Genomic DNA, 22,730 nt, shown 5'->3' on the forward strand with positions numbered 1-22,730 from the left:
CATGAAGATTGCGACCCAAGAGGGCACGATTTCCAACCAGCAAGGCGCCCAAGCAGGCGGTGGCATTGCAGGTCGTGACTACTACAACTTCGAACCTAAAAAGGGTGTGGTTGAAAAACTGCTTCTTAGACTGAAGGAGCAGTACGACTGCAACGAACAGACCCAGACGACCATGGACGAGTTGGCGCGATACCATACCCGCCGCGCCGCCGATGGGGTTGACGAACTCGAAGCCAAACTCAAAGCGAGCGGGCGTTTTGATTATTATGATGAGGCGATCGAGAAGAAAGAAATGTTCGCGAAGATGCTGGAGCGATGGTCTCTATATTCATCGGCTCAGCAGATTTTCGTTCACATCCTCGCTAGGGCCGAAAACGAGTTTACTCAGGTAATTTTTAATCAGATCCCGAAAAGGACTCCAGAAGAAATAAATGCGCTTGTGATCGACCGAATTGTGAATCCGATTGTCGAAGAATGCGGCGGAGATTTGATGTCGGTGAACCATAATTTGGTTCAGGGTATGGTGTACTGGCTGGCGGAACAGTGTTTCATCAAGTGGCATCAGGGCGCGGTGGCGGCATGATGCAACTCACTTACAACGAGGCCTTCGACCCCTATCATGCAGTCTTCAGATTCCTGAGGCTGCACCTCGCTTGCGATCTCAGCGGCAATTTGCCGTTCGACACTCTGCGCATCTTGGACTTTTATCTTCTCTTTCCATTCCGGCTACAAGCGATGAAGCTTTTCTCGAGCGATACGGGTTGGAGAAAGATAAGCAAATCCTATGAAAACCAGGCTCCGTACGGCGCGATGCCGGATGACAGCACCATCTTTGCCCGGATGGAGCCTTTCCAAAGGGCCGCGGCTGCTAGCCTCGTCCGCAGTGGCCAGCTGGATTCCGATGCATGGGACTTGAACGAGGTTAGATTTACGACGGATGCGCGTGCAGCAACAGTGGCGTTGCGCTGCTCAGAACTGAACACCCAGATGAAGGACGTCGTCGACATTCTGTGTCAGATCAAGGCGCGTTACCCCCTCGGAGGCCGTGACGGGCTGAAGGACAGGACAGGGCTATTGGAGTACCGATATGACTCGGTATGATCCCTGTCTCATCGTTAAGCGCCTTGTTGTGAAGCGCGGAGCCTCGATCCTATACGACGAGGCGTTTCATACGGGCGTCAACGTGATCCGGGGGGACAACTCCTCGGGCAAATCGACAATTATGAACTTTCTTTTCTTTGGGCTAGGCGGCGATCTCGACCGCTCTGCCTGGAGTGAGCATGCGCTGTTGTGCGAGTATGTATGGCTGGAGGCGGAGTTTAATGGCAAGCCGGCCGTCCTTCGTCGTCAGATAGATGTCGCGTCACAATCTGCGATGGAGATCTTTGGCGGGCGCTATGAGCAAGCTGTTTCGGCTCCGATCGAGGCGTGGCACCGATACCCCTACGCTCGATCAAAGAACCAGGAGAGTTTCTCCCAGGCAATCTATCGCCTTCTCGACATGCCAGACGTCGCGGTGGAAGGCACGTCCAGCATCACAATTCATCAGATTCTCCGTCTTCTCTATGCCGATCAACTCTCGCCGACCGAGAGCCTCTTCCGGTTTGAGGGCTACGATCCTGAGAACCTGCGTGAAGCTGTAGGGAACCTGCTATGCGGTGCGTTCGACACTGAAATCTATGAACTGCAGCAGCTGAAGCGAACGAAGGAACGCGACTTTACAGAAGCGTCCGCTGAACTGAAGAGCATATTCAGGGTCGTTGGTGGTGGCGACGAGAGCATGACTCTCGATTGGATTGAGCAACGCCGCAAACGGTTGGTCGAAGAACGTGATGCTGCCTCAGCCCAACTCCTGGTAGCCGAGGAAGCGTTCTATTCCAGTCAGTCGTCTGACAAGTTTACACTTCAGGCCCAGAGGGAAGTCTATAAACAGGTACAAAAGCTGCAGGTGGACATCCGCCAGAAGCAGGCCGACGTGGATTCCGTGGAGTTCGAGCTCTCGGATTCGGCTGCCTTCATAAGAACCCTAAACGCACGTCTTGAGGCTTTGCGCGACGCTGACCTTGCCGCCGAGGTCGTTGGCACTGTTCGCTTTGGAACATGCCCGGCGTGCTATGCTGAGGTCGTTGATCACGACCATGAGGTTGAAGCGTGCCATCTTTGCAAGACGCCGCTCGACACGGAACGTGCGCGAGAGCGGGTTGTCGGGATAATCAACGAGCTTTCGATACAAGTAAAACAGTCCGAGCGTCTGCAAGACATCAGAGCCGAGCGTCTCAAAACCCATCAGGTTCAACTGGACGCGCTGCAAGGAGCTTGGCGGCTTAAGGCAAAGGAACTGGCGGATCTCAGTTCGGTGCCAACATCTAAAGCCCGCGAGGAAATTCGCGAGCTGCAGCGAAGGCTCGGTTACATCGACAAATCGATCGAGGACATCGAAGCGCAAGTGAAACTTGCCAACAAAATCGGCGATCTATCGGCCAGAAAGTCGCAGCTGGATCAGGACATTCAGGCGCTAGGCACTCGCATCAGTGGCCTGCAACTCAGCCAGACCGATCGCCTTCGGACCGCAAAGGCCAGCATTGAAAAGAACATCATCGAATTACTTCGTGGCGATCTGAAGCGCCAGGATTCCTTCGAGAATCCGGAGCATGTGCAATTCTCATTCGCGAAAAACACGATCACGGTAGATGAGCACACCTATTTCTCTGCGAGTTCTCGCGTCGTGCTCAAGGCCGCGTTTCTGGTGGGCTTCCTCAAGGCTGCCCTTTATGATCGGCAGTTCCGCCATCCTCGATTCCTCATCATCGATATCACTGAGGACAAGGGGATTGAGCAGGCACGAAGTCACAACTTCCAGAAGCAGGTGATCGCCATTTCCGACCGGGCGCCGGTCGAGCACCAGATCATCCTTGCCACTGCAATGCCTTGGCCTGGCATAAGGCCCGAGCTGTTTGTTGGGAGGCATTCAACGCGAGAGCAGGGCACGCTAGGTTTTCTTCCGCGCAGGTAAATGGCTCTGAGCAAGCCTAGGAGACGTAGATGGCGAACGCACAATCCGTTGAGATCGCAGGACACCAGTTTGAACGGAAGACAGATGCGCTGGAATTCATGAAGGTCATGCTCAATCGCTATCGCCCGGGGGACGCTGTAAGCGCGGCTGATGGGGTGTTTCTCGCAGAAGCGCTGAAACGTCACCCTGAGGCCAGCACCAAGATCGGACCGGGCGTACGCAGCTTTGATGTGCGGTCGGCCGACTATGGAACTCAGTGCTTTTGGATATTGCGGATAGACGGCTCCGAGGAGCGGTTTTCTTACAAGAGCTGCGTGTAGCGACCATGACTGTGCAGCCAGTCAAGAGATCAGCGTTGAGCCTAACTGGTGCCGCTACCAGAGCTCGGTCCGAGTTGATCGCTCCTGGCAAGACGAAAGATGACTGGACGAAATTTGCCAAGCTTCTCGTGCCTGGCGGCGACGCCAATGTTTGGGCGGAAGCCTTCGACACCTATCTTCTAGCCAGACTGCGGAGCCGTTATCTCGGGCCTATAGGGATGGTGCAGGATAAGGGCGCGTGGGAAGGCGAAGGCTTCACCATCGTTTCGATTCAGTGCGCGCTGATCGAGTTTCTTGCGGCGACGCGTGCTGGGAAAAAGTATAGGCACAAGAACGCCCAGCCTCCGCACGAATATCAAAACAGCCGGAAACTTTTTGTAGATTTCCTGTTCCAGACCGCACCCTTCGACAAGGTGTTTTCTGAAGCGGAAGCGGAGGATTTTTACAGCAACGTTCGTTGTGCGCTCCTGCACGAGGCCAGAACGAAGGATGGCTGGATCATATGGGTCACCGGCGCAGTTCCGGTCGATTGTCACAAGAAAATCGTCTATCGCGATAGCTTCCAGACCAGTATCGAAGGCTACATCGACGATTACGGCATGGCGTTGACGGCCGACGCATCGCTCCAAGAGGCCTTCGTCAGAAAGTTTGACGATCTAGCCGCTTGACGGCGTCCTGGTGCAAATCCGCCCCTAGAACCTGTGCTTTTGTACGTCCGCTTTTGGCACGCCACCGTAACCTGGTCTAGGTCCAACATGCGGCGCGAAGCTGCCATCCCTTGGCTCGGCGATTGTTTCAGCTGATCTTCGGCGCAGCGGCAAAATCTCAGACCGCGCGCCGGGCGCGCATGGCCAAGTTTCCATCTGAGGAAACTAAGTTGCCTGAAACTGAGGCATCCGCTATTGAAACGTGTCTGATGGTAATGGGAGGAACCGACCATGGCACGCGCGACTGTCGTCAAATTCGGCAAGGTGGAAAACGCCGACGCCAATGATCTGCCCGGTTGGGTGGTGGTCGAAGGCAAGCCGACGATGAAGACCGCCGTCCAGCACACGACTGCGGATGGCAAGGTGTTGTCGGGCACATGGCAGGCGACGCCTGGCACCTACCACGCCAGCTACAGCGATTACGAATTCGTCCACATGATTGCCGGCCGCATTATCATCACGCCGGACGGTGGCGCACCCGTCGAGGTCGGGCCGGGCGACGCGTTTGTCGTCGAAGCCGACTTCAAGGGCACCTGGAAGATCGTCGAGCCGGTGACAAAACACTTCGTCGTCACCCTCGGATCGTAACAGGGGCGGATCGTAACAGGGGCGGATCGTAACAGGGGCGGATCGTAACAAGCGCATGCGCCGGCGCCCGGGCCATTCAAGCCCGGGGCAAAGCGGCCAGCGCATCGGACGGCCGGGCCAGCGTCAGGTAATGCGTCGGGTAAGCCGATGTGGCTTGCCGTATCAAGATGACGCTTGGCGTCGAAAAGGGCTGCTTTGGCCGCCCTGTTTTGTTTCAGCGCTGCATCTGCTGCAGGCGGGCGGAGCCATCAAACAGATGATCAACGCCCGGCAGCGCGCCACATATTGGGAAGTTCAAATCCTGCCCCTGCAACCACGAGTCGGCCAGGTTCCCGCAGGTGGCAGGCGAGTTCGTGCTTTCGAGATCAAAGCATCGGCCAGCTCTAGCGGGATGGCCTCGCGGAACGCGGTCAAGGCAAAGGATTGTGAGACGTCGGAGTAAAACACGTCCATCACCAACGGGTGGGGCAAGTCGGTCTCGTCCGTCGGCTCCAAGGAGATCCCATCTCGATCAAAGTCGCTCTGACGGCCCGTAAGTGCGACCTTCGACATCGAGCTCATTTGAGAACTGCCAAGCGATCAGGACGGTGGACGGATGTCGGCTGCAATCGACGCTTTCATGGCGACGACTGCGCTGGCGAAATCAGAAAACTCTGACAGTTCCAGCGGGAAATATTGGTAGTTTCCCGATGCGATGCCGGCGAGGACGACATAGTGTTTGTCCTGGCTATCGCGCTTCAGGCGTAAAGACAGGGTGCAGAGCCCATTTGAGATTGGCGTGTCAATCTGGCGGATAACCGTCCCGGTGGTTGCCATCTTCAATGAACGAAAAAGCGTCGAAAATAGCCCCATGTGCTGTTCGCCCGTCCCGTTGAGGCGCGCATCCTCCCATCAGCGCCTGTCGAGCGGGCGCAGCCGGCCTGACCAGCCGGGGTTCTTCGTGCCCAAAGCGAACACCGCCAGGCACCTTAGCTCCTGCTGTCCATGGCCCTGAGATGATCGTGAAGGACGTTGATCTCGCCCCAGCCATATTGGTCGCCGGACCTGGTGATGATCTTGGCCGTGTGATGCTGCTTGGCCAAGGGCATGTTGACGGCGTGACGCAGCGCCTGCGCAAGGTGATCGAACACCATTCCCGGCCCCAGCCGGTCCTCGAAGAAGGTGGCGGGTTCGTTGAAATCGACTGAGTTGATGTTTTTCATTGTGGGTAGGCGAAGGCCCCGATCAGAAGTGTGATGGCGCCCATGGCGATCAGCGCCAGGCCTGGCCAGTTGCGCCCACCTCCGCGCAGACGCCGAGGCTCCAGCGTGCGGCCGGCAATCGGGTCGACATGGCTGTCGCTGAGCTGGCCGCGGTGGAGGGCTGCGAGTGCAAGCGTCACCACGCCACACGTCACCAACAAGGCGCCAAACCACATGATCGCGCTCATCGCCGCGCTCCCGTAACGCCTAAACGCGCCAGCGAACGATTCGATCCTGCCGGGCCCTAGTTGAGCGTCTGCTGGGTGACTTCCAGAACGGGGGCAGGGTCGCGCGCACGGTCCATGAACCCGATGACGAACAGGGCAACCACCGCAAAAGCGACAGCCACCATCATGGCATAGAGGCCTGTGTTGTTATCCATCCGGACATCTCCTCTGAGACGACCGGAATCAACCGTCGACAGCCCAATCGGTTCCGCGCTAGACCCCCTGCCGGCCCTGACATGGCATCAAGAGCCGTCGTGCCGAGGCCGCGGCGGTCATGTGCCTGGCAGCGACATCAGTGGGCGGCCGATTGATCCTCGGTGGGACAGAGCTCGAGCTGTTTGGCCGCCAACATCATGATGGTGAAGGAAACTTCGCTCAGGGTCCAACCTGCTTCGACCGCCTTGTCCGCCAGGCTCTGGAATGAAGGCTCCAGTGCCAGGCGACATTCAGCTGGATAAAACGGATCACCAGCCGAGCGCGTGGGCGCGTTGATTGCCGCTTTGGTCATCTGTAACCTCAATAGGCCCGCCCTGATTGTGGTGACGATGCCGAATAGGCGGGGGCTGTCCAAATGTCCAGGGGTGCTCGGACGGAGCAGGTAGCTCGTCAGCCGCATAGGCCGCAGGTTCAAATCCTGCCGCTGCAACCAGGCCAAGGCTGCCGCAACATGGATGGCGCGGGGGTTGCCCTGGTTCGGCAGGCCATTTTCGAGCAAGGTTCTCCGGGGACAGGGCTGCCTCGATGCGAGACGCCGGCGCGCCGGGCGACGTGTTTGTTGAGGGCAGCTCGTCGAGCCGGTGACTTTCGTCGTCACCGTCGGATCGTACGCAACGAGCCGGTCGGCGGCCGGGCCATTCAAGCCTGAGCAAAGCGGGCATTGGCCGGCCTGTCGGATCCAGAACGGCCGGCTTGCGTCGGGTAAGCTGATGTGGCTTGCTGTCTTCAAGATGGCGCATTGCGTCGCAAAGGGCTGCTTCGGCGGCCCTTGGCGTTTCTGGTGTGGAGATCAAAGGGCAGCCGCAAAAGCCGGAGCGTCATCAAGATTGCCAGAAGTGCGCGCGCTTCATGCGGTAGCCTGGCTGCTCGCTGCCACCTGGCTTTTCAAAGTTGGGCTGGCCGGGGTTTGGCGGGTTCTGGCCGTCGGCGTGACGCGTCTTGTCGTTGGTCTCGTCGACAGGCTCGGTGTTGCCGTCGGCGGGCTTCCTGTTCTCCGCGGCTTTTTGGCTGACGCTGTCATTGGGATCGCGATAGTTTGGCGCTGGCTTGCGGGTCGTTATTGCTTTTTCGTCGGGCATGATTGCCTCCTGCTGCTGAGACAACATGCGGTGGAGCGTAAGGTTCCGTTTCAGGATGGCGCAGGGCTTGGCGCAGCCGAAGCGCTGCGACGGCGGCTCCAGGCCAGTGAGCTGGAAAGTACTTATCGGCTGGACGTTGGGCTGCCAGATGTCAGCTTAAGCTGAAGATCGCCGTCGTAGATCCGGTTCAGGATCGAGCACGCCGATGTCGCGCTTTCAAACGAACGCTCGACAAGCACGGTATTGCCAAGAGCCGCGGGCTGGTCGTCGGCATTGTCCCAGACCTGCCACGATCCGTTCGGCACCTGGATACAGATGAATCGTGGAACAATTCCGCTCACGACTGCCCCCTCGCTCGATGGTTGACCTTCTGCAACGCGCGAAGCGGGTATTCGTTCAATCCCGGCCGTGCGGGCCAGCCGTCTTGATCCCGCTTTGAAGGCATCCGGGGCAATCAGGCTGACGATCAGCAACGCTTCGTCGCCGACCTGCCTATCGCAGCGATAGTTATGGACCTTTGACCTGATCGAGTTTGGCGATGAGCTCGCGCAGCGCTGCGGTGTTTTGTCGAACGGCTTCGGTGTTGGCCACGCCCGACCATCTTCGCTGCCCGGCGCTGGTTCAATCTGCTGATGCACAGCCAGACAACAGCGCGCTCAGGCCAATCGTCGTGAGCTTATTTGAAAACTGCCCACCGCTTTGAACCAAACCCCGGCGCCAGAAATCAAGGATGGCGCGCGGCGGCAATAGGTTGGCGGGCGTCCAGCGTCTCCTATGACACGACGTTCCAGTGGCCGGTGAGGGTCAACACTCCCTGACCTCGCCGTCGATCAGGGCAGGGGATTGCGTCGGGTAACCGTGTGCGGCATACAGGAACCAAGATGGCGCATTGCGTCGACAAGGGCTGCTTCGGCGGCCCTTTTGCAATTCTGGTGTAGATCAAAGGGCGCTCGTCAAGCAGGCGGGGCGACATTGCCGAGTGTCGCGAAGCTGTCTAGCTTCGCCCCATGATCGAAAGCCGCACATTCATTTCCAGGATTGCTGGTGCCATAGTTGCTCTAGCCATCGTGGTTCCAACCATCGGCTGGCTTTTGGGACCTGTAGGTTGGTTTGTGGGCGCAGGCTTTGCTTGCACGACGCTGGTCGTCATCACGGCGCTGATAAGAGATCGGCATCGGCAATATCTTGTAGAACGCGGCCTTCTGAAACGCTCGTTTGGCCCATAAGCTGGAGGACGCAGGTTCAAATCCTGCCTCTATCGGGTCAGACGACGAACCCGACACATCCCTGTCCCGCAGCGGCAATCTTGGCCGGATTTGCTTTACACAATTCCTGTGCAATCCATCGTATTGTCGTCCCAGCAGCAGATTTCCAGGCTCCCTCCGATTTCGAGGATAAAACAGGTGCGGCTCGGAGCGGTATTAACGCCGTCCCTGAAATTTCTTGACGTCTTTAATGTCTTAATCGCGCCTGCGATCGCAGCTTGCTGTTGTGTTATCAAGCTGAACAAGAAAACCAAATCTTGGCGCGCCTCATCCGGCTTCTTGAATCTGATCTTTACCAGCGGATGTTCGTGATCTGCGCATCTGACCGACCGCAGGTGGTCGACAGATTCTATGATCTCGGCGGGAATGGATAGCCAGCGATCACATGACAGGGAATTTGAGAAATATATCGCCGACTGGTTCTTTTCGTCAGGCTTCACCAAACCCAAAATAACCGTGTCTTCGGGGTCCTGGAGATCACTTTTCGACATCTTTGCAATGAATTCAGACGTATCGTAAGTAATCATCGTAAGGCTCCTGATGCCTCAGAATGCTCTATATTGTGGCATATCTTGACGGTCAGGTCGAATCCAGTATTGCAGCCAGCTTAATGGGGTCGGAGGCTCACTGCCGACCGGCGCAGGCGAGGCTTTTAATCAAACCCCGTCTGGTGCGATTAGTGCCGAGAGGGCCATTGTTACAATCACGACGGCGATAGACCAGGCAATCACCCTGCGTTCTTTGGCAAACTCGGGCCCGACCCACATGCGATCGGTGCGAGCGCCTTGACGCTGCATGCGCTCGATCCAACTGAGCTGGCGTTCATCTTCAAGTGGCCGCAGCCGGTAGATGACATTTGCCAGCGTGCCGACAAACGCCAGGGCAGATCCTGCACAGATGACAAACAGGATCGTCACCAGTACTGACAACCATGAAATAGAAGCTTCAGAAGCCATTCGATGCCTATCTATCGTCGGTGCCAAGCCGGGGTGGGAAGCGAGCGGTCCAGGGGGCCTCACCACCAGCCGAAAGAGACGCCGAAGGGATGGACACCCGCGAGCAACGCTCCAACGGTTCCAAGGGTGAGTAGAACGACTTGGTACGTTTCTAGTAATAGCTTCTTTTCCAGGATGACAGCTTCGCCCTTCCAATAAAGGCGGCCATTGTCATCGAGTTGGAACCCATCAAGCTGCCCGACAGCGATTGTCTTGAGTGCCATTCACCCCTCCCGTTGGATCCTCCCATCGCTCTCGGCAACTGTCGAGATGAGTTCCCCGGCCGGATGAGCAAACGCCAATCGGTGGAAAATCTACTGAATGGATCTTTGTCGATTCCTGAAAACCATCCACGCCGCGACGACGCCCACGATCACGCCGATCATCACGACGAACATGATGACCGGCTCATACTGTTCGTTCGGGTCGCTATTCGCGGTTGCAGCGGTAAATAAGAAAGCCGCCACGGAAAGCGGGATCGCGACGATCGAGATGACGACAGCCACCGCGATCAACAAGTTGACAAACAGGTTGGTGAAGAACTGCCTGACACGCGCCATTTGCCCACCCCGTTGAGGCGCGCATCCTCCCATCACTCTCGGCACCTGTCGAGATGAGCTCCCGGCCTGCCGCGGCAACAACAAGATGTGGCACTGAAGCAGCAGCGCGCCTGACCGGTCAATCGGCTCGCCTTATGTGGCGGGCGAAGATGCCAAGGCTGGTGCCGCGACCTGTCAGGATGATGTGCATGCCCGGCGCCAGGCTGTCCCTGACGGCCTCGGGAACGCCACAGGCGCTGTCGAAATACGCGGGCAGGCCTTCCAGCTCCACGGGTGAATAACAGCCTTTTGATCCGCTGCCGTCAGCGCGGAGCACACTGAACTGCAGCTCGGTCTCGTCGCCCGCGACCAGGGCAATCGCCATCGGGCCGGTCACGTCGACGACGCTCTTGCCGATCAGGAAGCCAAACAGCAGAGCAGCGATTGCTCCGGCAAATCTCCGCAAGTCGGTGTCCTTTTCATCCCTGGGGGCTTTCAGGACTGCCCAGAGCAACAGCAGTGCCGTTGCCAGGCCGGCAACAAGGCCATAAGTGCCCGTGCCGGACGCCCATTCGGTCGACGGCAAGAAACCGGTACCGAGCATGTTGGCAAACAGCGGCAGCAGGCCAAGCAGCACCCAGACGATCGCCAGGATCGCGGCTGCCTTGCCAAGCCGCCTCTTTGCCCAGGCCACGTCAGCCCCCTTGAAAAACCCTCGGCGCAGCAAAGCAAACATGTCCTGCCGCGGCAACAGGCCGGCGCGCAGTACAGGCGACCTCAGCACCAGCTTTTGATGCCGACGGCGAACGCTGCCGCCCGATCGACCGCCCGACGACAGGAATGCACATGCCCGCACCCCTCGGCAATCAGTTCTGGAAGGTGCGCAGCTCGCATGGCCCGATCTTCGCCACGCCCGATGTGTTGTGGGAAGCATGCGCCGAATATTTCGAATGGGTCGATGCCCATCCGCTGTATGAGCCACGGGCGTTTTCCTACCAGGGCGAGGTCAAGGTCGAACACATCGAAAGGATGCGGGCGATGACGATATCGGGCCTGTGCATCTTCCTCGATATCGCCCGCAGGACCTGGGACAACTACCGCGAACGCGACGGCTTTGGCGACATCACCGCCCGGGTCGATGCGATCATCCGCACCCAGAAGTTCGAAGGGGCGGCGGCCGACCTGTTGAACCCCAGCATCATTGCGCGCGAACTCGGCCTGGCCGACAAGTCGGAAGTCACAGGCAAAGACGGCGCGGCCCTGGTGCCGATCCTGAATGTCACAGTCGCCAGCGCTTGACCTCACGCTCCACGCCAAGCAGGGCGTGGCGTTCAATTCCCTGGCGACCGAAACCTTCTTTGGCGGTGCCGCCGGCGGCGGCAAGAGCCATCTGATCCGCTCGGCGGCGATTTCGTGGTGTTCGGAGATTGCGGGCCTGCAGATCTATCTGTTCCGGCGCATCCGCGACGACCTGGTCAAGAACCACATGGAAGGCCCCAATGGCTTTCGCCAGCTGCTGGCGGGCTGGGTCGCCTGCGGTTTCGTCACCATCGTCGGCGACGAGATCCGGTTCTGGAACGGCAGCCGGATCTATCTCTGCCACTGCAAGGACGAAAAGGACCGCTTCAAATACCAGGGCGCTGAGATCCACGTGCTTCTGATCGACGAGCTGACCCATTTCACCGAGGTGATCTACCGCTTCCTGCGCAACCGCGTGCGCATGGTCGGCATCACCTTGCCGGGGAAATATGCCGGGCGGTTCCCGCGCATCTTGTGCAGCGGCAATCCCGGCGGCATCGGCCACCAGTTCGTCAAGCGCACCTTCATCGACGGGGCCGCCGCCTACCGGGTCTACAAGACACCGCCATCGGAAGGCGGCATGCTGCGCCAGTACATTCCGGCCCGGCTCGAAGACAATCCGGCGATGAACGACAATGATCCCGGTTATGAGGATCGCCTGCACGGCCTCGGCTCCGACAGCCTGGTGCGGGCGATGCGCCATGGCGACTGGGACATCGTCGAGGGTGCTTATTTCGACAATTTCCGGCGTGAGCGCCATGTCGTCAAACCCTTCGCCATCCCGCCGCACTGGGTCCGCTTCCGCGCCGGCGACTGGGGCAGTGCCAAGCCGTTTGCCTTTGGCTGGTTTGCCGTTGCCGCCGACGCCATGTCGGTCGGTTCCGGTATCGGCTCCAGTATCGTCATCCCGCGCGGTGCGCTGGTGATGTACCGCGAATGGTATGGGGTGAAGACCGATGCCGAGGGCCGCTTCGTGCCCGACACCGGCCTCAAGCTGCATGCCGAGGCCGTTGGCGCCGGGGTCAGGCTGCGCGACTATGACGACGTCATTTCTTACGGCGTGCTCGACCCGGCCGCCTTCAGCCAGGATGGCGGCCCCTCGCTCGCCGAACGCCTGGCCAGGGGCGAAAATGGCGAAGGCGCAAGCTTCCGCCGCGCCGACAACAAACGTACGCCGGGGCGTGGCGCGATGGGCGGCTGGGACCAGCTGCGCAGCCGCCTGAGCGGCGACGAGGATGGACGCGCCTTGTTGTTTTTCTTCAGCACCTGCAGCCACACCATCCGGACGCTGCCGACCCTGCAGCATGACGAGGCCAACCCCGAAGACCTCGACACGGCGCAGGAAGATCACGCCGCCGACATGGTGCGTTACGCCTGCATGTCGCGGCCCTGGGTCGGCCGGACAACCACTGAACATGCGCCACCGAGGCCCGGCCAGGTGCCATTGCCGCTGCCGCCCGAGACCGCATCAGGTGCAAGGATCAGGATATGACAGGTGACGAGATCGACGACATTCCAGGCGATCTGGCCGACGACATGTCAAGCCACGACATATCGGGCGAAGACATGTCGGGCGAGGGCGCTGGCCGCAAGCCGACATCGTCAAAAGCCTGGCTGGCGCTGATCGCCAGCCACGACAGAGCGGGTTTTGCCGACTATCACGAGCGCTGCGGCAACATCGAAAAGCAGTATGCCAATCTGGCGCGCCTGGCCTCGATGTCGCGCGACCGCCAGTTCCAGATCTTCTGGGCCAATATCGAGGTGCTGAAGCCATCGATGTATGCCCGCCCGCCGGTTCCGGTGGTGGCGCCGCGGTTCAGCGACAACCGGCCGCTGCAGCGCGCCGCTGCCGAACTGCTCGAGCGCGCAACGTCAGTTGCCTTCGAGCGCGAAGACATCGACGCCGTCATGCGCCAGGTGCGCGACGACCTGGCCGTCAATGCACGCGGCAGCATCTGGGTCCGCTACGAGGCCAGGAGCCGGGAAAACGGCCTGAGCGAGCGCATCTCGATCGAACACAAGAACCGCCGCGACTTCGCCCATGATCCGGCACGCGAATGGAAAGAAGTCGGCTGGGTCGCCGGCCGCGCCTGGATGAGCAAAAAGGAGATGCGCCAGCGTTTCTTCAAGAGCTCGGGCAATGCCTATGCCCATGCCGCCTTTTCCAGGCGCAAGGACGACAACAACAACAGCGACGGCAAGCTCAAGGCCGGCGTGTGGGAAATCTGGTCGAAGAGCGAAAACAAGGTGGTGTGGGTCAGCCCGGGCGTCGATGTCGTGCTCGACGAGGGCGAGCCGCATCTGGCGCTCGAAGGCTTTTTCCCGTGCCCGCGCCCGGCCTTTGGCACGCGCGAACCCGACAGCCTGGTTCCGGTGCCCGACTTCCTGTTTTACAAGGACCAGATCGAGGAGGTGAACGAACTCACCAACCGGGTTTCCGCCTTGACCCAGGCGCTGAAGGTGCGCGGCTTCTACCCCTCGGGTGCCGGCGAACTGAGCGACGCGATCGAGGCCGCGGTCAAGTCGAGCGACGACCGCAAGATCCTGATCCCGGTCAGCAACTGGGCGGCGATCGGCAATGGCTCGGCCAGAGACACCATCGTGTGGCTGCCGCTCGACATGGTGGTGGCGACCATCACCCAGCTGATTGGCCTGCGCAAGCAGCTGATCGACGACATCTACCAGATCAGCGGCCTGTCCGACATCATGCGCGGGGCGACCAACCCCAACGAGACGCTCGGCGCCCAGACGCTGAAATCGCAATATGGCTCGGTGCGCATTCGCGACCGCCAGAGCGAGCTGGTGCGCATCGCCCGCGACACCGCACGCATCGTCGCCGAGATCGCCGCCGAGAATTTCCAGAGCCAGACGCTTGTCGAGATGGCGCAGATGGAGTTCGACACAGACGCCAAGGTGGCGACATCGATCAAGGCGCTGGAGCAGCAGGCCAGGCAGATCGTCGACGGCGTCAAGGCAGCACAGGCCAACCCTGAGATCCAGGCGATGGCCCAGAGCAACCCGGGACAGGCGCAGGCGGCGTTCCAGCAGGCGCAGCAGCAGATCGACCAGCTTGCCCAACAGGTGCAGGGTCTCGAAGACACCGTCACCATCGACAAGGTGATGGCCTTGCTGCGCGACGCGCGCATCCGCCCGTTTTCGCTCGACATCGAGACCGACAGCACCATCCAGCCCGACGAGAATGCCGCCAAGCAGCGCACCGCCGAGTTCCTGACGGCACTGGGCACAGCCCTTGCCCAGCTGTCGCCGATGGTGTCGGCACGGCCTGAGACAGCACCTTTCGCCGGCGAAATCCTGAAATTTGCCACCGCACCTTTCCGCCCCGGCCGCCAGATGCAAAGCGCCATCGACAGCTTTGTCGCGCAGATGAAGGCGGAGGCCGGCCAGCCCAGGCCCGAGCCGGGGGCGGCACAGGCCGAAGCCGCTGAAAAGGCCGGTTCCGAGCGCGCCGCGGTCGAACAGGCCAAAGCCCAGGCCGCGACGGCGAAGGCGGAAGCCGACATCGCCCGCATCCATGCCGATGCGGCGTCAAAGCAGCGTGAGGCCGATATCCGCATCCGCGAGATCGAGGCCCGCGCCGCCGCCGACGCCCAAAGCCACCAGCAGGCGATGCAGAAGGGTGCGCTCGAAATCGAACGCCTGCGGCTGCAGCTGGCCCAGCAGGCCGACAAGGGTTTGGCGGCTGTGCCGGGCGCGCCTGTTGTCCCAGAGGACCTCGGGATTGAGGGCCTCGGGATTGAGCGCCTCGGGATTGAGCGCCTCGGGATCGAGGGCCTCGGGGCATGAGTTCATACCGCTGGATCGCGCTTGAAGACGGGCGCTTGCTCTACCGCAAGGTCGCAACATTTGCGCCGAAGCGCTCGCATCTGGCCTGCCCGATGATCACGAGCGACACCATGGCGCCGGTGCAGAGCATGCTCGACGGCAAGCTCTACGACAGCAAGTCGACGCTGCGCCGGACCTATCGCGCCGCCGGCATGGTCGAGGTCGGCAACGACCCGGCGCGGCTGCGTCCGCGCCAGCGGCCAGCACCCGACATCAAGGCGATCAAGGACAGCGTGCACAAGGCCAAGGCCCGGTTCGACCGCGGCGAGCGCGTCCGTCCGGCCTAGTTCCTCCGCAACCTCTCAGACAGGTGACATGATGACCGAGATCTTGAACGGCAGCACCTCCGTGCCGGCCGGGCCGGCTGCCGCCGGACCGCAGGCCCCGCAGACACAGGCCCAGCCGACCCAGCCGAATTCGCCAGCGGCCGAGCGGCCCTTGCCGGAACCAAAGCCGACAGGCGCAGGCAAGGATGGCGAGGCCGAGCCGAAGCCGGCTGTGACCGCCCGCGAGGCGCTGAAGCGCGCCGCCGACAAGGTCGCCAGGGCCGAGGCCAGCCGCCCTGGGGACGGCGCCAGCCGCCCCGGGGACAGCGCCAGCCGCCCTGGGGACGGCGCCGACAAGCCGGACGCCACAGCGCACCGGCCGGCGACAGAGGCAAAACACGCCAAGGCCGACACTTCGGGCACAAGGCCTGCTGAGCAGCAGTCGAAATCGGAGGCGCCGGCGCGGTTTTCCGCCGATGCCAAGGCGGCCTGGGCGGCAGCACCCGATCCGGTCCGGGCCGAGGTGCATCGCGCCATTCGCGAGCTCGAGCAGGGCCATGAGAAATATCGCGCCGACGCCGAGGCGTTCAGCCAGGTCAAGGAATTCGACGAGCTGGCGAGGAAAAACAACACCTCGCTGCGCGATGCGATGACACGCTACATCAATCTCGAAAGGACCCTGCTGACCAATCCGCTTGATGGCATCGAGGCGGTCTGCGATTTTGCCGGCGTGTCGCTGCACGAGCTCGCCGCAGCCGTCACCGGCCAGGCGCCGGACCAGCACCAGAGCCACAACGACGCCACCATAAGGGCGCTCAGGCAGGAAATCTCAGGCCTGAAGCAGCAGATCGGCGGCGTCACCTCGTCGCTCGAACAGCAGCACCGCAGCGGCATCGAGACCGCTGTCGACGACTTCGCCAGCAACAACCCGCGCTTTGAAGAGCTTGCCGACGACATCGTCTTCTTCATCGAAAGCGGCAGGACCAGAGATCTCGCCGAGGCATACCAGATGGCGGACCGGCTCAACCCCGCCCCATCCGCCTTGGCCCCATCCGCCACGGGCCAATTCGTAACGGCTTCGGCCGCCCCGGCGGCTTTTGCAGCAGACCTTGAGGCTCAGACCCGGAAAGGTTCGAAATCCGTATCCGGCGCACCCTCGCTCGGCTCAGACCCAGGCACAGGCAAGCGCTCCACCTCAATCCGGGAATCGCTGTCCCGCGCCATGGCGCGGGCCAGGTGACCCTTTTCACAGGAGGCCAGCTTGGCCCTGACATCAATTGAAAAGAACCAGGAGATCCTCTCTCTGGCGCTCGAGGATCGTTCCGAAGGCTACCAGGACCTAGTCTCCAACTCCGCCGCCCTGTTCTACCTGCTCAAGGACAAGGGCCACATGAAAGAGTATTCCGGCCCCAAGATCCGCGAGCGGCTGCTCTACAACAAGACCGGCTCGGCGGTCTGGTACAACGGCTTCGACTTTCTCAACCCGGTGCCGACCGAGCTGTTCAGCGACGCCGAATACACCCCCAAGCAGGTCGCCGTCGCCGTCACCTTGTCCAATGACGACATCCTCAACAATGAGGGTGAAAACCAGCTGATGGACATTCTGGAGGCCCACATCGCCGCCGCCGAGCGCGAGCTGATCGATGAGGCCGACATTTCGCTGCATGGCAACGGCACGCGTTTCGGCGGCAAGGAACTCGGCGGCCTGCAGCTGGCGGTTCCGACCATCGTCAACTCAGGCGTCTATGCCGGCATCGACCGTGGCACGCAGGCAGCCTGGCGCACCTCGGTGTTCGACGCGCATACCGGCTTTCCCGCCATCGGCACGCAGGTCAGCGCGACCACCATCCGGCCGATGCTCAATACGGTCATGACCCAGCGCTCGCGCGGCAAGAAAGCCGCCAACCTGCTGTTGATGTCGCCCGAGCATTATGCGGCCTATGACGCGGCCACCGTCGCCATCCAGCGCATCAATGACGAGACCAAGCTCGGCAAGCTCGGTTTCTCGGCGCTGAAATATTACGGCGCCGGCCGCGTCGCCGACATCGTCCAGGAAGGCGGCATCGGCTCCAACATGCCGGCCAATACCACCTATGGCCTCGACCTCGACAGCCTGTGGCTGCGCTACCATCCCGAACGCAACTTCAACAAGATCGGCAAGGCGCTGACGCCGGTCAACCAGGACGCCATTGTCCAGTACATCGGCTTCATGGGCGAGCTGACGATGGACAACCCACTGTTCCAGTGGAAGCTCATCGATTCCAACCCGGCGGCATAGGAGAGCAACGATGCCTCGTTTCACCACACCTTCGCTTCCCGGCCTTGGCCCCAACCGTATCGCCCTGGCGGGCGATCCCGCCGTCAAGCAGGCGCTCGGCACGGTCTTTTCTGGCGATGACGGCCACGACTACATGCTCGCCAAGGCCTCGGCAGCGATCGCCTCGGCGGCCGTCTGCATCCTGACCGAACCGGCAATGACCATGGCCACCGGCGCCGGTGCCTGGACCGCGCCGACCATATCAGGCGGCGTGCCTTCGGGCGCCACCGCCTGGTTCAGGAAAACAGCGATCTGACACTGTTATCGCCTGACAAAAGCGGGGCCTTCGGGCCCCGTTTGCGTTGCACCCTCTCAGACAGGACATCTGAAATGACCCCCACCAGCAACCAGACGACAGTGGTGTTTCGCATCCACACCATGCCCGATGCCACCGCCAGCCTCAGAGCAGGGCGGCCGATCTTTTCCGACATGGAGGTCTGCGACATCGCCTTTGCCGGCAACACCAAGACCAGGGCGACGTTTCCGGCGCATGAGGCCGAGCCCAACGCGACGCGGACAAGCGTCAAGGATGGCGGCACCGTGGTGACCTACGCGATGCTCTATAACGACCAGTACCGGGCGTTCAAGGCAGGCGTCGCCCAGCCGACCAGCGGCACGCCGCTGTCGGAAGCGCCGTTCCTGCCCGAGGCCAAGCGCCGCGAACTCAAGGCGCTCAACATCCACACCGTCGAAGCTCTGGCCGGGCTCGACGGCAATCCGCTCAGGCAGCTCGGCATGGGCGGGCGCGAGCTGAAGAACCAGGCCCAGGCCTATCTCGACGCCGCCGCCGGCTCGGCCGATGTCACCTCGCTTGCCGCCGAAAACACCGCACTGCGCCAGCAGATGGACGACATGCGGGCGCAGGTCGCCGACCTCGTCGCCTTCAACAAGGGCGCTGCATCAGCCGCCCCGGTCGAAGCGCCGGCGCCAGACGCAAAGGTCGACCCTGTGCCGAACGATTTCAACGCCTGGGACGGCGACAGGCTGAAGGACTTCATCGCAGCCCATACCGGTGCACGCCCGCGCGGCAATCCGAGCCACGCCACGCTGGTGGCCGCTGCCCAAGAACTCGCGAATGGCTGAGCGGCCATGAGCATATTGAGCGTCATCAAACAGGTCTGCCCGGTCATCGGGCTGAGCGTGCCCGATGCGGTGTTTTCGTCGACCGAGCGCGAACATCTCGAACTGCAGGCGCTGGCCAACGAGATGGCGCAGCGCATCGCCTTCGACGGCCGCGACTGGACCCGCCTCAAGGTGCTGGCAACTGTAACCGGTGACGGCATCGCCACCAGCTTTGCCTTGCCTGCCGACTACAACAGGATGTTGAAGAAGGCGCGTATCTGGCCTTCGGCCAACCCTTACGCGCCGTTTGCGCATATTGCCGACAGCGACGACTGGCTCGCCATGACGGTACAGAACCGTCACGAGCTGACAGGCGCCTGGACGCTGATCGGCGAGCAGATCCACATCGCCCCCGTGATGGCCAATCTGGCGACAGCGTCGTTCTTTTACCTGTCCGACAAGATGGTGAAGGACAAGGACGGCGTCGCCAAGGCCGAATTTGGTGCCGACGACGATGTCTTCCGGCTCGATGAACGGGTGCTGAAGCTCGGCATGATCTGGCAGTGGAAGGCCAATAAGGGCCAGGCCTATGCCGAGGACATGGCGAGCTACGAGGATGCGCTTGCCGTTGCGAGCGGTGCCGACAAGGGCTCGAACATGCTGGTCATTGGTCGGGCGCGTCTTCCGGCCGATGCCGATTGTGCCTTTCCCAGGGGGATCATGCCATGAGGCGGGGCTTGCGACGCGTGCCTGTTGGCGCCGCAGCACAGCAGCAGCACCGCACCATGACCTTTCCCGCGCCGATCCGCGGCAAGATCTCGAACGAGAATCTGGCGGCGTCGCAGCCGCAGGGCGCCAAGGTGCTGGAAAACTGGTTTCCGACCAGCACCGGCATCAGGCTGCGCGGCGGCGCCCGCAAGAAGGCGACCATCGGCACCGGCCCTGTGGTCTCGATGATCACCTATGACAGCTCAAGCGGCCGCTACATCTTCGCCGCCGACACCACCAGCATCTACGACGTCACCAGCCCGGCCGACCCCAATGTCGCCCCCGCCGCCGTCGTCTCCGGCCAGACCAGCGGCTATTACAGCTACATCCAGTTTGCCACCGCCGCCGGCGACTTCCTCTCGGCGGTCAACGGCACGGATTCGCTGCGCCAGTTCAACGGCAGCGTCTGGTCGACAATCGCCAGCCTGGGGCCGATTGCCACCAACAAGCTGTCGCAGGTCTGGGCCTATCGCAACCGCCAGATGTTCATCCAGAAGGACAGCCTCGTGGCGTGGTTCCTGCCGGTCAACCAGATCGCTGGCACGGCCCAGGATTTTTCGCTGGCCGGCGTGTTCCAGAAAGGCGGGTCGCTGAAATTCGGCGCGACCTGGTCGCTCGATGCCGGCGACGGCGTCGACGACAAATGTGTGCTGGTCTCCGACCAGGGCGAGGTCGCCGTCTATGAGGGGGCCGACCCCGGCAATGCCAATGACTGGCGCCTCGTCGGCCGCTACGACATTTCGCGGCCGATGGGCAAACGCGCCTTCATGCAGGCCGGCGGCGACCTGTTGATTGCCATGGAAGACGGCATCGTGCCGATCAGCCAGGCGATCTCGAAAGACCGTGCCGCGCTGTCGCTGACCAGCGTCAGCCGCAACATCGAACCCGACTGGCGCCGCGAGGTTGCCCGCCGCGCCGCCTTGCCATGGGAAATCGTCAAATGGCCGTTGCTCAACATGGGCATCGTTTCGCTGCCGGCCGATGTCGGCCAGGACAGGCTGTGCTTCGTCGTCAATCTCGAAACCGGGGCCTGGGCCGACTATACCGGCTGGGACACGCGCTGCCTCGCCATCCATGACGACTGGGCCTATTTCGGCACCTCCGACGGCAAGGTGATGCAGTGCGAGGTCGGCGGCCATGACGACGGCGCGCCTTATGTCTGCAGCTATGTCGGCCTGTTCGACCATCTCGGCGTGCCGGCCGCCAGCAAGGTCGTCCATATCGGCCGGACGGTGTTTCTGGCGGCGCGTGCGTTCAAATCCAAGCTGTCGATGTCGAGCGACTACCAGGTCGAGCTGCCGTCGGCGCCGTCTTCCGTGCCCGACGACACCTTGTTTGACGAATGGGACAGCGGCCTGTGGGACGTGATGAAATGGGACGCCGGCTCCGACAAGCGCATCGCCACCCGCTGGGCCTCGGTCGGCCGCTCCGGCTTTGTCGTCGCGCCACAGGTCCAGGTCACCTCAGGCGTGACGCCGACACCCGATGCCGAGCTTGTCGCCATCGACATCACCTATGAAGTCGGCGGCGTGGTGGTGTGAGATGCGGCTGCTGTTTGGCTGCAACCAGCAGGTCGCCGGTTTTGTCGCCGCACATATTTCAGGCTGCGACGGCGGCTTCGGCAATTGCCAGGCCATCGGCGTCGTCGACGAGCAAACAGATGAGCTCGTCGCCGGCATGGTGTTCCACGACTGGCAGCCCGGCCCCGGCGTGATCCAGATATCGAGTGCGTCGCTGACCCCGCGCTGGCTCACCGCCGAGGTGCGCCACAAGATGTTTTCATATCCGTTCGACGAGATCGGCTGCCAGATGGTGGTGCTGCAGGTCGCAGCGACCAATGTGCGCATGGTGCGCATCGCCAAGGCCTTCGGCTTCACCGCGCATCTGATCCAGCGCATGCGCGGCCGCAACGAGGACGGTTACCTGTTCACCCTGACCGACGACGCCTGGCGCAACAGCAAGTTCACGAGGAAACACCATGGGCAAACCCAAAGCGCCGACCCCGCCTGATCCGAAGGAAACGAGCGCCGCATCGACCGGCACCAACATCTCGACCGCGATTGCCAATTCGTGGCTGAACAATGCCAACCAGGTCACCCCTGACGGCACCATCACCTATACCAAGTCGGGCGAAGAAAAGATCACCGATCCTTATACCGGCAAGACCTACACGATCCCCAAGACGACAGTGACAACGCAGCTGTCGGCAGCACAGCAGGCGATCAAGGACCAGACCGACAAGGCCCAGCTCAACCTCGGCACGCTCGCCAACAACCAGTCGTCCTTCCTCAACAGCTACATGGCCAAGCCCTTCGACGGCTCCAACGAGGCGGTCGAAGGCAGGCTGATGGAACTGGGCCGCAAGCGCCTCGACCCGCTGCTCGCCCAGCAGCAGGACCAGCTGACGACCAGGCTTGCCAACCAGGGCATCATGCCGGGATCGGCCGCTTACGACCGGGCCATGGCGCAGCAGGGCCAGAGCGCCAATGACGCCTACAACCAGTTGCTGCTATCAGGCCGCGGCCAGGCCTTTGCCGAAGCCCAGGCGGTGCGCAACCAGCCGATCAACGAGATCACGGCGCTGCTTTCGGGCTCGCAGGTGTCGGCGCCCAAGGCGCAAGGCTACACCGGCAGCACCATTCCCACGACCGACAATGCCGGGCTGATCAACGAGAACTTCAATCAGAAAATGAACATCTACAACCAGCAGATGGCGCAGAGCCAGGGCCTGCTCGGCGGGCTGTTCGGGCTTGGCACCAACCTGATCAAAGCTTCCGACCGGCGGCTGAAGACCGATGTCGAGCGGGTCGGCAAGACCCATGACGGCCAGCCGATCTATGCCTATCGCTACAGAGCGGGCGGGCCGATGCAGCTCGGCCTGATGGCGCAGGATGTCGAGAAGAAACACCCCGGCGCCGTCATCGATACCCCGAGCGGCTTCAAGGCCGTCGACTACCGCAAAGCCCTGTCTTTGGGAGCATGACC

The 22,730-nt window shown here is 61.5% G+C and carries 30 protein-coding genes; 18 read left to right on the forward strand and 12 right to left on the reverse strand.

From position 1 onward, the window contains the following. Window position 1 precedes the first annotated feature (1 nt). From ACHMW7_RS09000 to ACHMW7_RS09025, 6 genes are all read left to right on the forward strand, one after another. Window positions 2-583, forward strand: coding sequence for an ABC-three component system protein (locus ACHMW7_RS09000; protein WP_395449923.1), 582 nt, complete (start codon window positions 2-4; stop codon window positions 581-583). Then, window positions 580-1,101, forward strand: a complete 522-nt coding sequence (locus tag ACHMW7_RS09005) for an ABC-three component system middle component 5 (RefSeq protein WP_395449924.1) — start codon at window positions 580-582, stop codon at window positions 1,099-1,101. Before ACHMW7_RS09000 ends, ACHMW7_RS09005 begins: the two co-directional genes overlap by 4 nt. Continuing rightward, on the forward strand, window positions 1,088-3,013 hold the full coding sequence (locus tag ACHMW7_RS09010) for an AAA family ATPase (protein ID WP_395449925.1): 1,926 nt from the start codon (window positions 1,088-1,090) through the stop codon (window positions 3,011-3,013). Before ACHMW7_RS09005 ends, ACHMW7_RS09010 begins: the two co-directional genes overlap by 14 nt. A gap of 29 nt (window positions 3,014-3,042) precedes the next feature. Continuing rightward, window positions 3,043-3,333 (forward strand): DCL family protein, encoded by a 291-nt coding sequence (locus tag ACHMW7_RS09015; RefSeq protein WP_395449926.1) that lies wholly within the window; start codon window positions 3,043-3,045, stop codon window positions 3,331-3,333. A gap of 74 nt (window positions 3,334-3,407) precedes the next feature. Beyond that, window positions 3,408-4,001 carry a hypothetical protein gene (locus ACHMW7_RS09020; RefSeq protein ID WP_395449927.1) on the forward strand — a complete coding sequence of 198 codons (594 nt, stop codon included), beginning with the start codon at window positions 3,408-3,410 and terminating at the stop codon, window positions 3,999-4,001. A gap of 270 nt (window positions 4,002-4,271) precedes the next feature. Next, window positions 4,272-4,628, forward strand: coding sequence for a cupin domain-containing protein (locus tag ACHMW7_RS09025; RefSeq protein WP_395449928.1), 357 nt, complete (start codon window positions 4,272-4,274; stop codon window positions 4,626-4,628). 579 nt (window positions 4,629-5,207) lie between these two features. Here the strand turns inward: ACHMW7_RS09025 and ACHMW7_RS09030 are convergent. The 12 genes from ACHMW7_RS09030 to ACHMW7_RS09085 all read right to left on the reverse strand — a co-directional run bounded on the left by ACHMW7_RS09030 (window position 5,208) and on the right by ACHMW7_RS09085 (window position 10,884). Next, the gene (locus ACHMW7_RS09030; protein ID WP_395449929.1) at window positions 5,208-5,480 is read right to left on the reverse strand and encodes a hypothetical protein; all 273 of its coding nucleotides are present in this window, start codon (window positions 5,478-5,480) and stop codon (window positions 5,208-5,210) included. A gap of 116 nt (window positions 5,481-5,596) precedes the next feature. Beyond that, window positions 5,597-5,830 carry a hypothetical protein gene (locus tag ACHMW7_RS09035; protein ID WP_395449930.1) on the reverse strand — a complete coding sequence of 78 codons (234 nt, stop codon included), beginning with the start codon at window positions 5,828-5,830 and terminating at the stop codon, window positions 5,597-5,599. Next, window positions 5,827-6,057 (reverse strand): hypothetical protein, encoded by a 231-nt coding sequence (locus ACHMW7_RS09040; RefSeq protein ID WP_395449931.1) that lies wholly within the window; start codon window positions 6,055-6,057, stop codon window positions 5,827-5,829. The genes ACHMW7_RS09035 and ACHMW7_RS09040 overlap by 4 nt, the downstream gene beginning before the upstream one ends. Window positions 6,058-6,113: 56 nt before the next feature. Next, window positions 6,114-6,251, reverse strand: a complete 138-nt coding sequence (locus ACHMW7_RS09045) for a hypothetical protein (protein ID WP_395449932.1) — start codon at window positions 6,249-6,251, stop codon at window positions 6,114-6,116. A gap of 137 nt (window positions 6,252-6,388) precedes the next feature. After that, window positions 6,389-6,811, reverse strand: a complete 423-nt coding sequence (locus ACHMW7_RS09050) for a hypothetical protein (protein ID WP_395449933.1) — start codon at window positions 6,809-6,811, stop codon at window positions 6,389-6,391. A gap of 322 nt (window positions 6,812-7,133) precedes the next feature. Next, window positions 7,134-7,391 carry a hypothetical protein gene (locus ACHMW7_RS09055; RefSeq protein WP_395449934.1) on the reverse strand — a complete coding sequence of 86 codons (258 nt, stop codon included), beginning with the start codon at window positions 7,389-7,391 and terminating at the stop codon, window positions 7,134-7,136. Between the two features lie 122 nt (window positions 7,392-7,513). After that, the gene (locus tag ACHMW7_RS09060; RefSeq protein ID WP_395449935.1) at window positions 7,514-8,029 is read right to left on the reverse strand and encodes a hypothetical protein; all 516 of its coding nucleotides are present in this window, start codon (window positions 8,027-8,029) and stop codon (window positions 7,514-7,516) included. Between the two features lie 683 nt (window positions 8,030-8,712). Continuing rightward, a complete protein-coding gene (locus ACHMW7_RS09065) occupies window positions 8,713-9,183 on the reverse strand; it encodes a hypothetical protein (RefSeq protein WP_395449936.1) in 471 nt (156 codons plus the stop codon). 129 nt (window positions 9,184-9,312) lie between these two features. After that, entirely contained in the window at window positions 9,313-9,612 is a 300-nt protein-coding gene (locus ACHMW7_RS09070; protein WP_395449937.1) for a hypothetical protein, read from the reverse strand. 59 nt (window positions 9,613-9,671) lie between these two features. Beyond that, a complete protein-coding gene (locus ACHMW7_RS09075) occupies window positions 9,672-9,875 on the reverse strand; it encodes a hypothetical protein (protein ID WP_395449938.1) in 204 nt (67 codons plus the stop codon). A 90-nt stretch (window positions 9,876-9,965) separates the two neighbouring features. Continuing rightward, window positions 9,966-10,211, reverse strand: coding sequence for a hypothetical protein (locus ACHMW7_RS09080; protein ID WP_395449939.1), 246 nt, complete (start codon window positions 10,209-10,211; stop codon window positions 9,966-9,968). 118 nt (window positions 10,212-10,329) lie between these two features. Then, window positions 10,330-10,884, reverse strand: coding sequence for a hypothetical protein (locus ACHMW7_RS09085; protein WP_395449940.1), 555 nt, complete (start codon window positions 10,882-10,884; stop codon window positions 10,330-10,332). Window positions 10,885-11,036: 152 nt separating this feature from the next. On the opposite strand from ACHMW7_RS09085, the gene ACHMW7_RS09090 reads away from it, so the two are divergent. From ACHMW7_RS09090 to ACHMW7_RS09145, 12 genes are all read left to right on the forward strand, one after another. Continuing rightward, window positions 11,037-11,489: a DNA-packaging protein gene (locus tag ACHMW7_RS09090; protein ID WP_395449941.1), complete on the forward strand. Its 453-nt coding sequence runs from the start codon at window positions 11,037-11,039 to the stop codon at window positions 11,487-11,489. Beyond that, window positions 11,467-12,981, forward strand: a complete 1,515-nt coding sequence (locus ACHMW7_RS09095; protein ID WP_395449942.1) for a terminase — start codon at window positions 11,467-11,469, stop codon at window positions 12,979-12,981. The genes ACHMW7_RS09090 and ACHMW7_RS09095 overlap by 23 nt, the downstream gene beginning before the upstream one ends. Beyond that, window positions 12,978-15,293, forward strand: coding sequence for a hypothetical protein (locus ACHMW7_RS09100; RefSeq protein WP_395449943.1), 2,316 nt, complete (start codon window positions 12,978-12,980; stop codon window positions 15,291-15,293). The genes ACHMW7_RS09095 and ACHMW7_RS09100 overlap by 4 nt, the downstream gene beginning before the upstream one ends. After that, window positions 15,290-15,619, forward strand: a complete 330-nt coding sequence (locus tag ACHMW7_RS09105) for a hypothetical protein (protein WP_395449944.1) — start codon at window positions 15,290-15,292, stop codon at window positions 15,617-15,619. Before ACHMW7_RS09100 ends, ACHMW7_RS09105 begins: the two co-directional genes overlap by 4 nt. A gap of 31 nt (window positions 15,620-15,650) precedes the next feature. Further along, the gene (locus tag ACHMW7_RS09110; RefSeq protein ID WP_395449945.1) at window positions 15,651-16,838 is read left to right on the forward strand and encodes a hypothetical protein; all 1,188 of its coding nucleotides are present in this window, start codon (window positions 15,651-15,653) and stop codon (window positions 16,836-16,838) included. 21 nt (window positions 16,839-16,859) lie between these two features. Next, window positions 16,860-17,876, forward strand: a complete 1,017-nt coding sequence (locus tag ACHMW7_RS09115; protein ID WP_395449946.1) for a phage major capsid protein — start codon at window positions 16,860-16,862, stop codon at window positions 17,874-17,876. A 10-nt stretch (window positions 17,877-17,886) separates the two neighbouring features. Further along, window positions 17,887-18,171, forward strand: a complete 285-nt coding sequence (locus ACHMW7_RS09120; RefSeq protein ID WP_395449947.1) for a hypothetical protein — start codon at window positions 17,887-17,889, stop codon at window positions 18,169-18,171. Between the two features lie 74 nt (window positions 18,172-18,245). Continuing rightward, entirely contained in the window at window positions 18,246-18,998 is a 753-nt protein-coding gene (locus ACHMW7_RS09125) for a hypothetical protein (RefSeq protein WP_395449948.1), read from the forward strand. 6 nt (window positions 18,999-19,004) lie between these two features. Continuing rightward, a complete protein-coding gene (locus tag ACHMW7_RS09130; RefSeq protein ID WP_395449949.1) occupies window positions 19,005-19,706 on the forward strand; it encodes a hypothetical protein in 702 nt (233 codons plus the stop codon). A 17-nt stretch (window positions 19,707-19,723) separates the two neighbouring features. Further along, window positions 19,724-21,286, forward strand: coding sequence for a hypothetical protein (locus ACHMW7_RS09135; protein WP_395451294.1), 1,563 nt, complete (start codon window positions 19,724-19,726; stop codon window positions 21,284-21,286). A gap of 1 nt (window position 21,287) precedes the next feature. After that, complete coding sequence (locus ACHMW7_RS09140; protein ID WP_395449950.1) at window positions 21,288-21,755, forward strand: GNAT family N-acetyltransferase; 468 nt, start codon at window positions 21,288-21,290, stop codon at window positions 21,753-21,755. After that, window positions 21,724-22,728, forward strand: a complete 1,005-nt coding sequence (locus ACHMW7_RS09145) for a tail fiber domain-containing protein (RefSeq protein WP_395449951.1) — start codon at window positions 21,724-21,726, stop codon at window positions 22,726-22,728. The genes ACHMW7_RS09140 and ACHMW7_RS09145 overlap by 32 nt, the downstream gene beginning before the upstream one ends. The last annotated feature ends 2 nt before the right edge of the window (window positions 22,729-22,730 follow it).

The sequence above is a fragment of the Aminobacter sp. UC22_36 genome, from assembly GCF_044056035.1.
In the GTDB taxonomy this organism is placed as follows: domain Bacteria; phylum Pseudomonadota; class Alphaproteobacteria; order Rhizobiales; family Rhizobiaceae; genus Aminobacter.

Excerpts from the sequence above, each read along its gene's own strand:
- ACHMW7_RS09030 (WP_395449929.1), bottom strand. The coding sequence starts at position 5,480 with ATGGGGCTATTTTCGACGCTTTTTCGTTCATTGAAGATGGCAACCACC.
- ACHMW7_RS09125 (WP_395449948.1), top strand. The coding sequence starts at position 18,246 with ATGACCCCCACCAGCAACCAGACGACAGTGGTGTTTCGCATCCACACC.
- ACHMW7_RS09055 (WP_395449934.1), bottom strand. The coding sequence starts at position 7,391 with ATGCCCGACGAAAAAGCAATAACGACCCGCAAGCCAGCGCCAAACTAT.
- ACHMW7_RS09070 (WP_395449937.1), bottom strand. The coding sequence starts at position 9,612 with ATGGCTTCTGAAGCTTCTATTTCATGGTTGTCAGTACTGGTGACGATC.
- ACHMW7_RS09090 (WP_395449941.1), top strand. The coding sequence starts at position 11,037 with ATGCCCGCACCCCTCGGCAATCAGTTCTGGAAGGTGCGCAGCTCGCAT.
- ACHMW7_RS09110 (WP_395449945.1), top strand. The coding sequence starts at position 15,651 with ATGACCGAGATCTTGAACGGCAGCACCTCCGTGCCGGCCGGGCCGGCT.
- ACHMW7_RS09095 (WP_395449942.1), top strand. The coding sequence starts at position 11,467 with ATGTCACAGTCGCCAGCGCTTGACCTCACGCTCCACGCCAAGCAGGGC.
- ACHMW7_RS09015 (WP_395449926.1), top strand. The coding sequence starts at position 3,043 with ATGGCGAACGCACAATCCGTTGAGATCGCAGGACACCAGTTTGAACGG.
- ACHMW7_RS09040 (WP_395449931.1), bottom strand. The coding sequence starts at position 6,057 with ATGAGCGCGATCATGTGGTTTGGCGCCTTGTTGGTGACGTGTGGCGTG.
- ACHMW7_RS09000 (WP_395449923.1), top strand. The coding sequence starts at position 2 with ATGAAGATTGCGACCCAAGAGGGCACGATTTCCAACCAGCAAGGCGCC.
- ACHMW7_RS09010 (WP_395449925.1), top strand. The coding sequence starts at position 1,088 with ATGACTCGGTATGATCCCTGTCTCATCGTTAAGCGCCTTGTTGTGAAG.
- ACHMW7_RS09130 (WP_395449949.1), top strand. The coding sequence starts at position 19,005 with ATGAGCATATTGAGCGTCATCAAACAGGTCTGCCCGGTCATCGGGCTG.
- ACHMW7_RS09025 (WP_395449928.1), top strand. The coding sequence starts at position 4,272 with ATGGCACGCGCGACTGTCGTCAAATTCGGCAAGGTGGAAAACGCCGAC.
- ACHMW7_RS09145 (WP_395449951.1), top strand. The coding sequence starts at position 21,724 with ATGGGCAAACCCAAAGCGCCGACCCCGCCTGATCCGAAGGAAACGAGC.
- ACHMW7_RS09045 (WP_395449932.1), bottom strand. The coding sequence starts at position 6,251 with ATGGATAACAACACAGGCCTCTATGCCATGATGGTGGCTGTCGCTTTT.
- ACHMW7_RS09100 (WP_395449943.1), top strand. The coding sequence starts at position 12,978 with ATGACAGGTGACGAGATCGACGACATTCCAGGCGATCTGGCCGACGAC.
- ACHMW7_RS09080 (WP_395449939.1), bottom strand. The coding sequence starts at position 10,211 with ATGGCGCGTGTCAGGCAGTTCTTCACCAACCTGTTTGTCAACTTGTTG.
- ACHMW7_RS09105 (WP_395449944.1), top strand. The coding sequence starts at position 15,290 with ATGAGTTCATACCGCTGGATCGCGCTTGAAGACGGGCGCTTGCTCTAC.
- ACHMW7_RS09005 (WP_395449924.1), top strand. The coding sequence starts at position 580 with ATGATGCAACTCACTTACAACGAGGCCTTCGACCCCTATCATGCAGTC.
- ACHMW7_RS09035 (WP_395449930.1), bottom strand. The coding sequence starts at position 5,830 with ATGAAAAACATCAACTCAGTCGATTTCAACGAACCCGCCACCTTCTTC.
- ACHMW7_RS09075 (WP_395449938.1), bottom strand. The coding sequence starts at position 9,875 with ATGGCACTCAAGACAATCGCTGTCGGGCAGCTTGATGGGTTCCAACTC.
- ACHMW7_RS09065 (WP_395449936.1), bottom strand. The coding sequence starts at position 9,183 with ATGATTACTTACGATACGTCTGAATTCATTGCAAAGATGTCGAAAAGT.
- ACHMW7_RS09140 (WP_395449950.1), top strand. The coding sequence starts at position 21,288 with ATGCGGCTGCTGTTTGGCTGCAACCAGCAGGTCGCCGGTTTTGTCGCC.
- ACHMW7_RS09120 (WP_395449947.1), top strand. The coding sequence starts at position 17,887 with ATGCCTCGTTTCACCACACCTTCGCTTCCCGGCCTTGGCCCCAACCGT.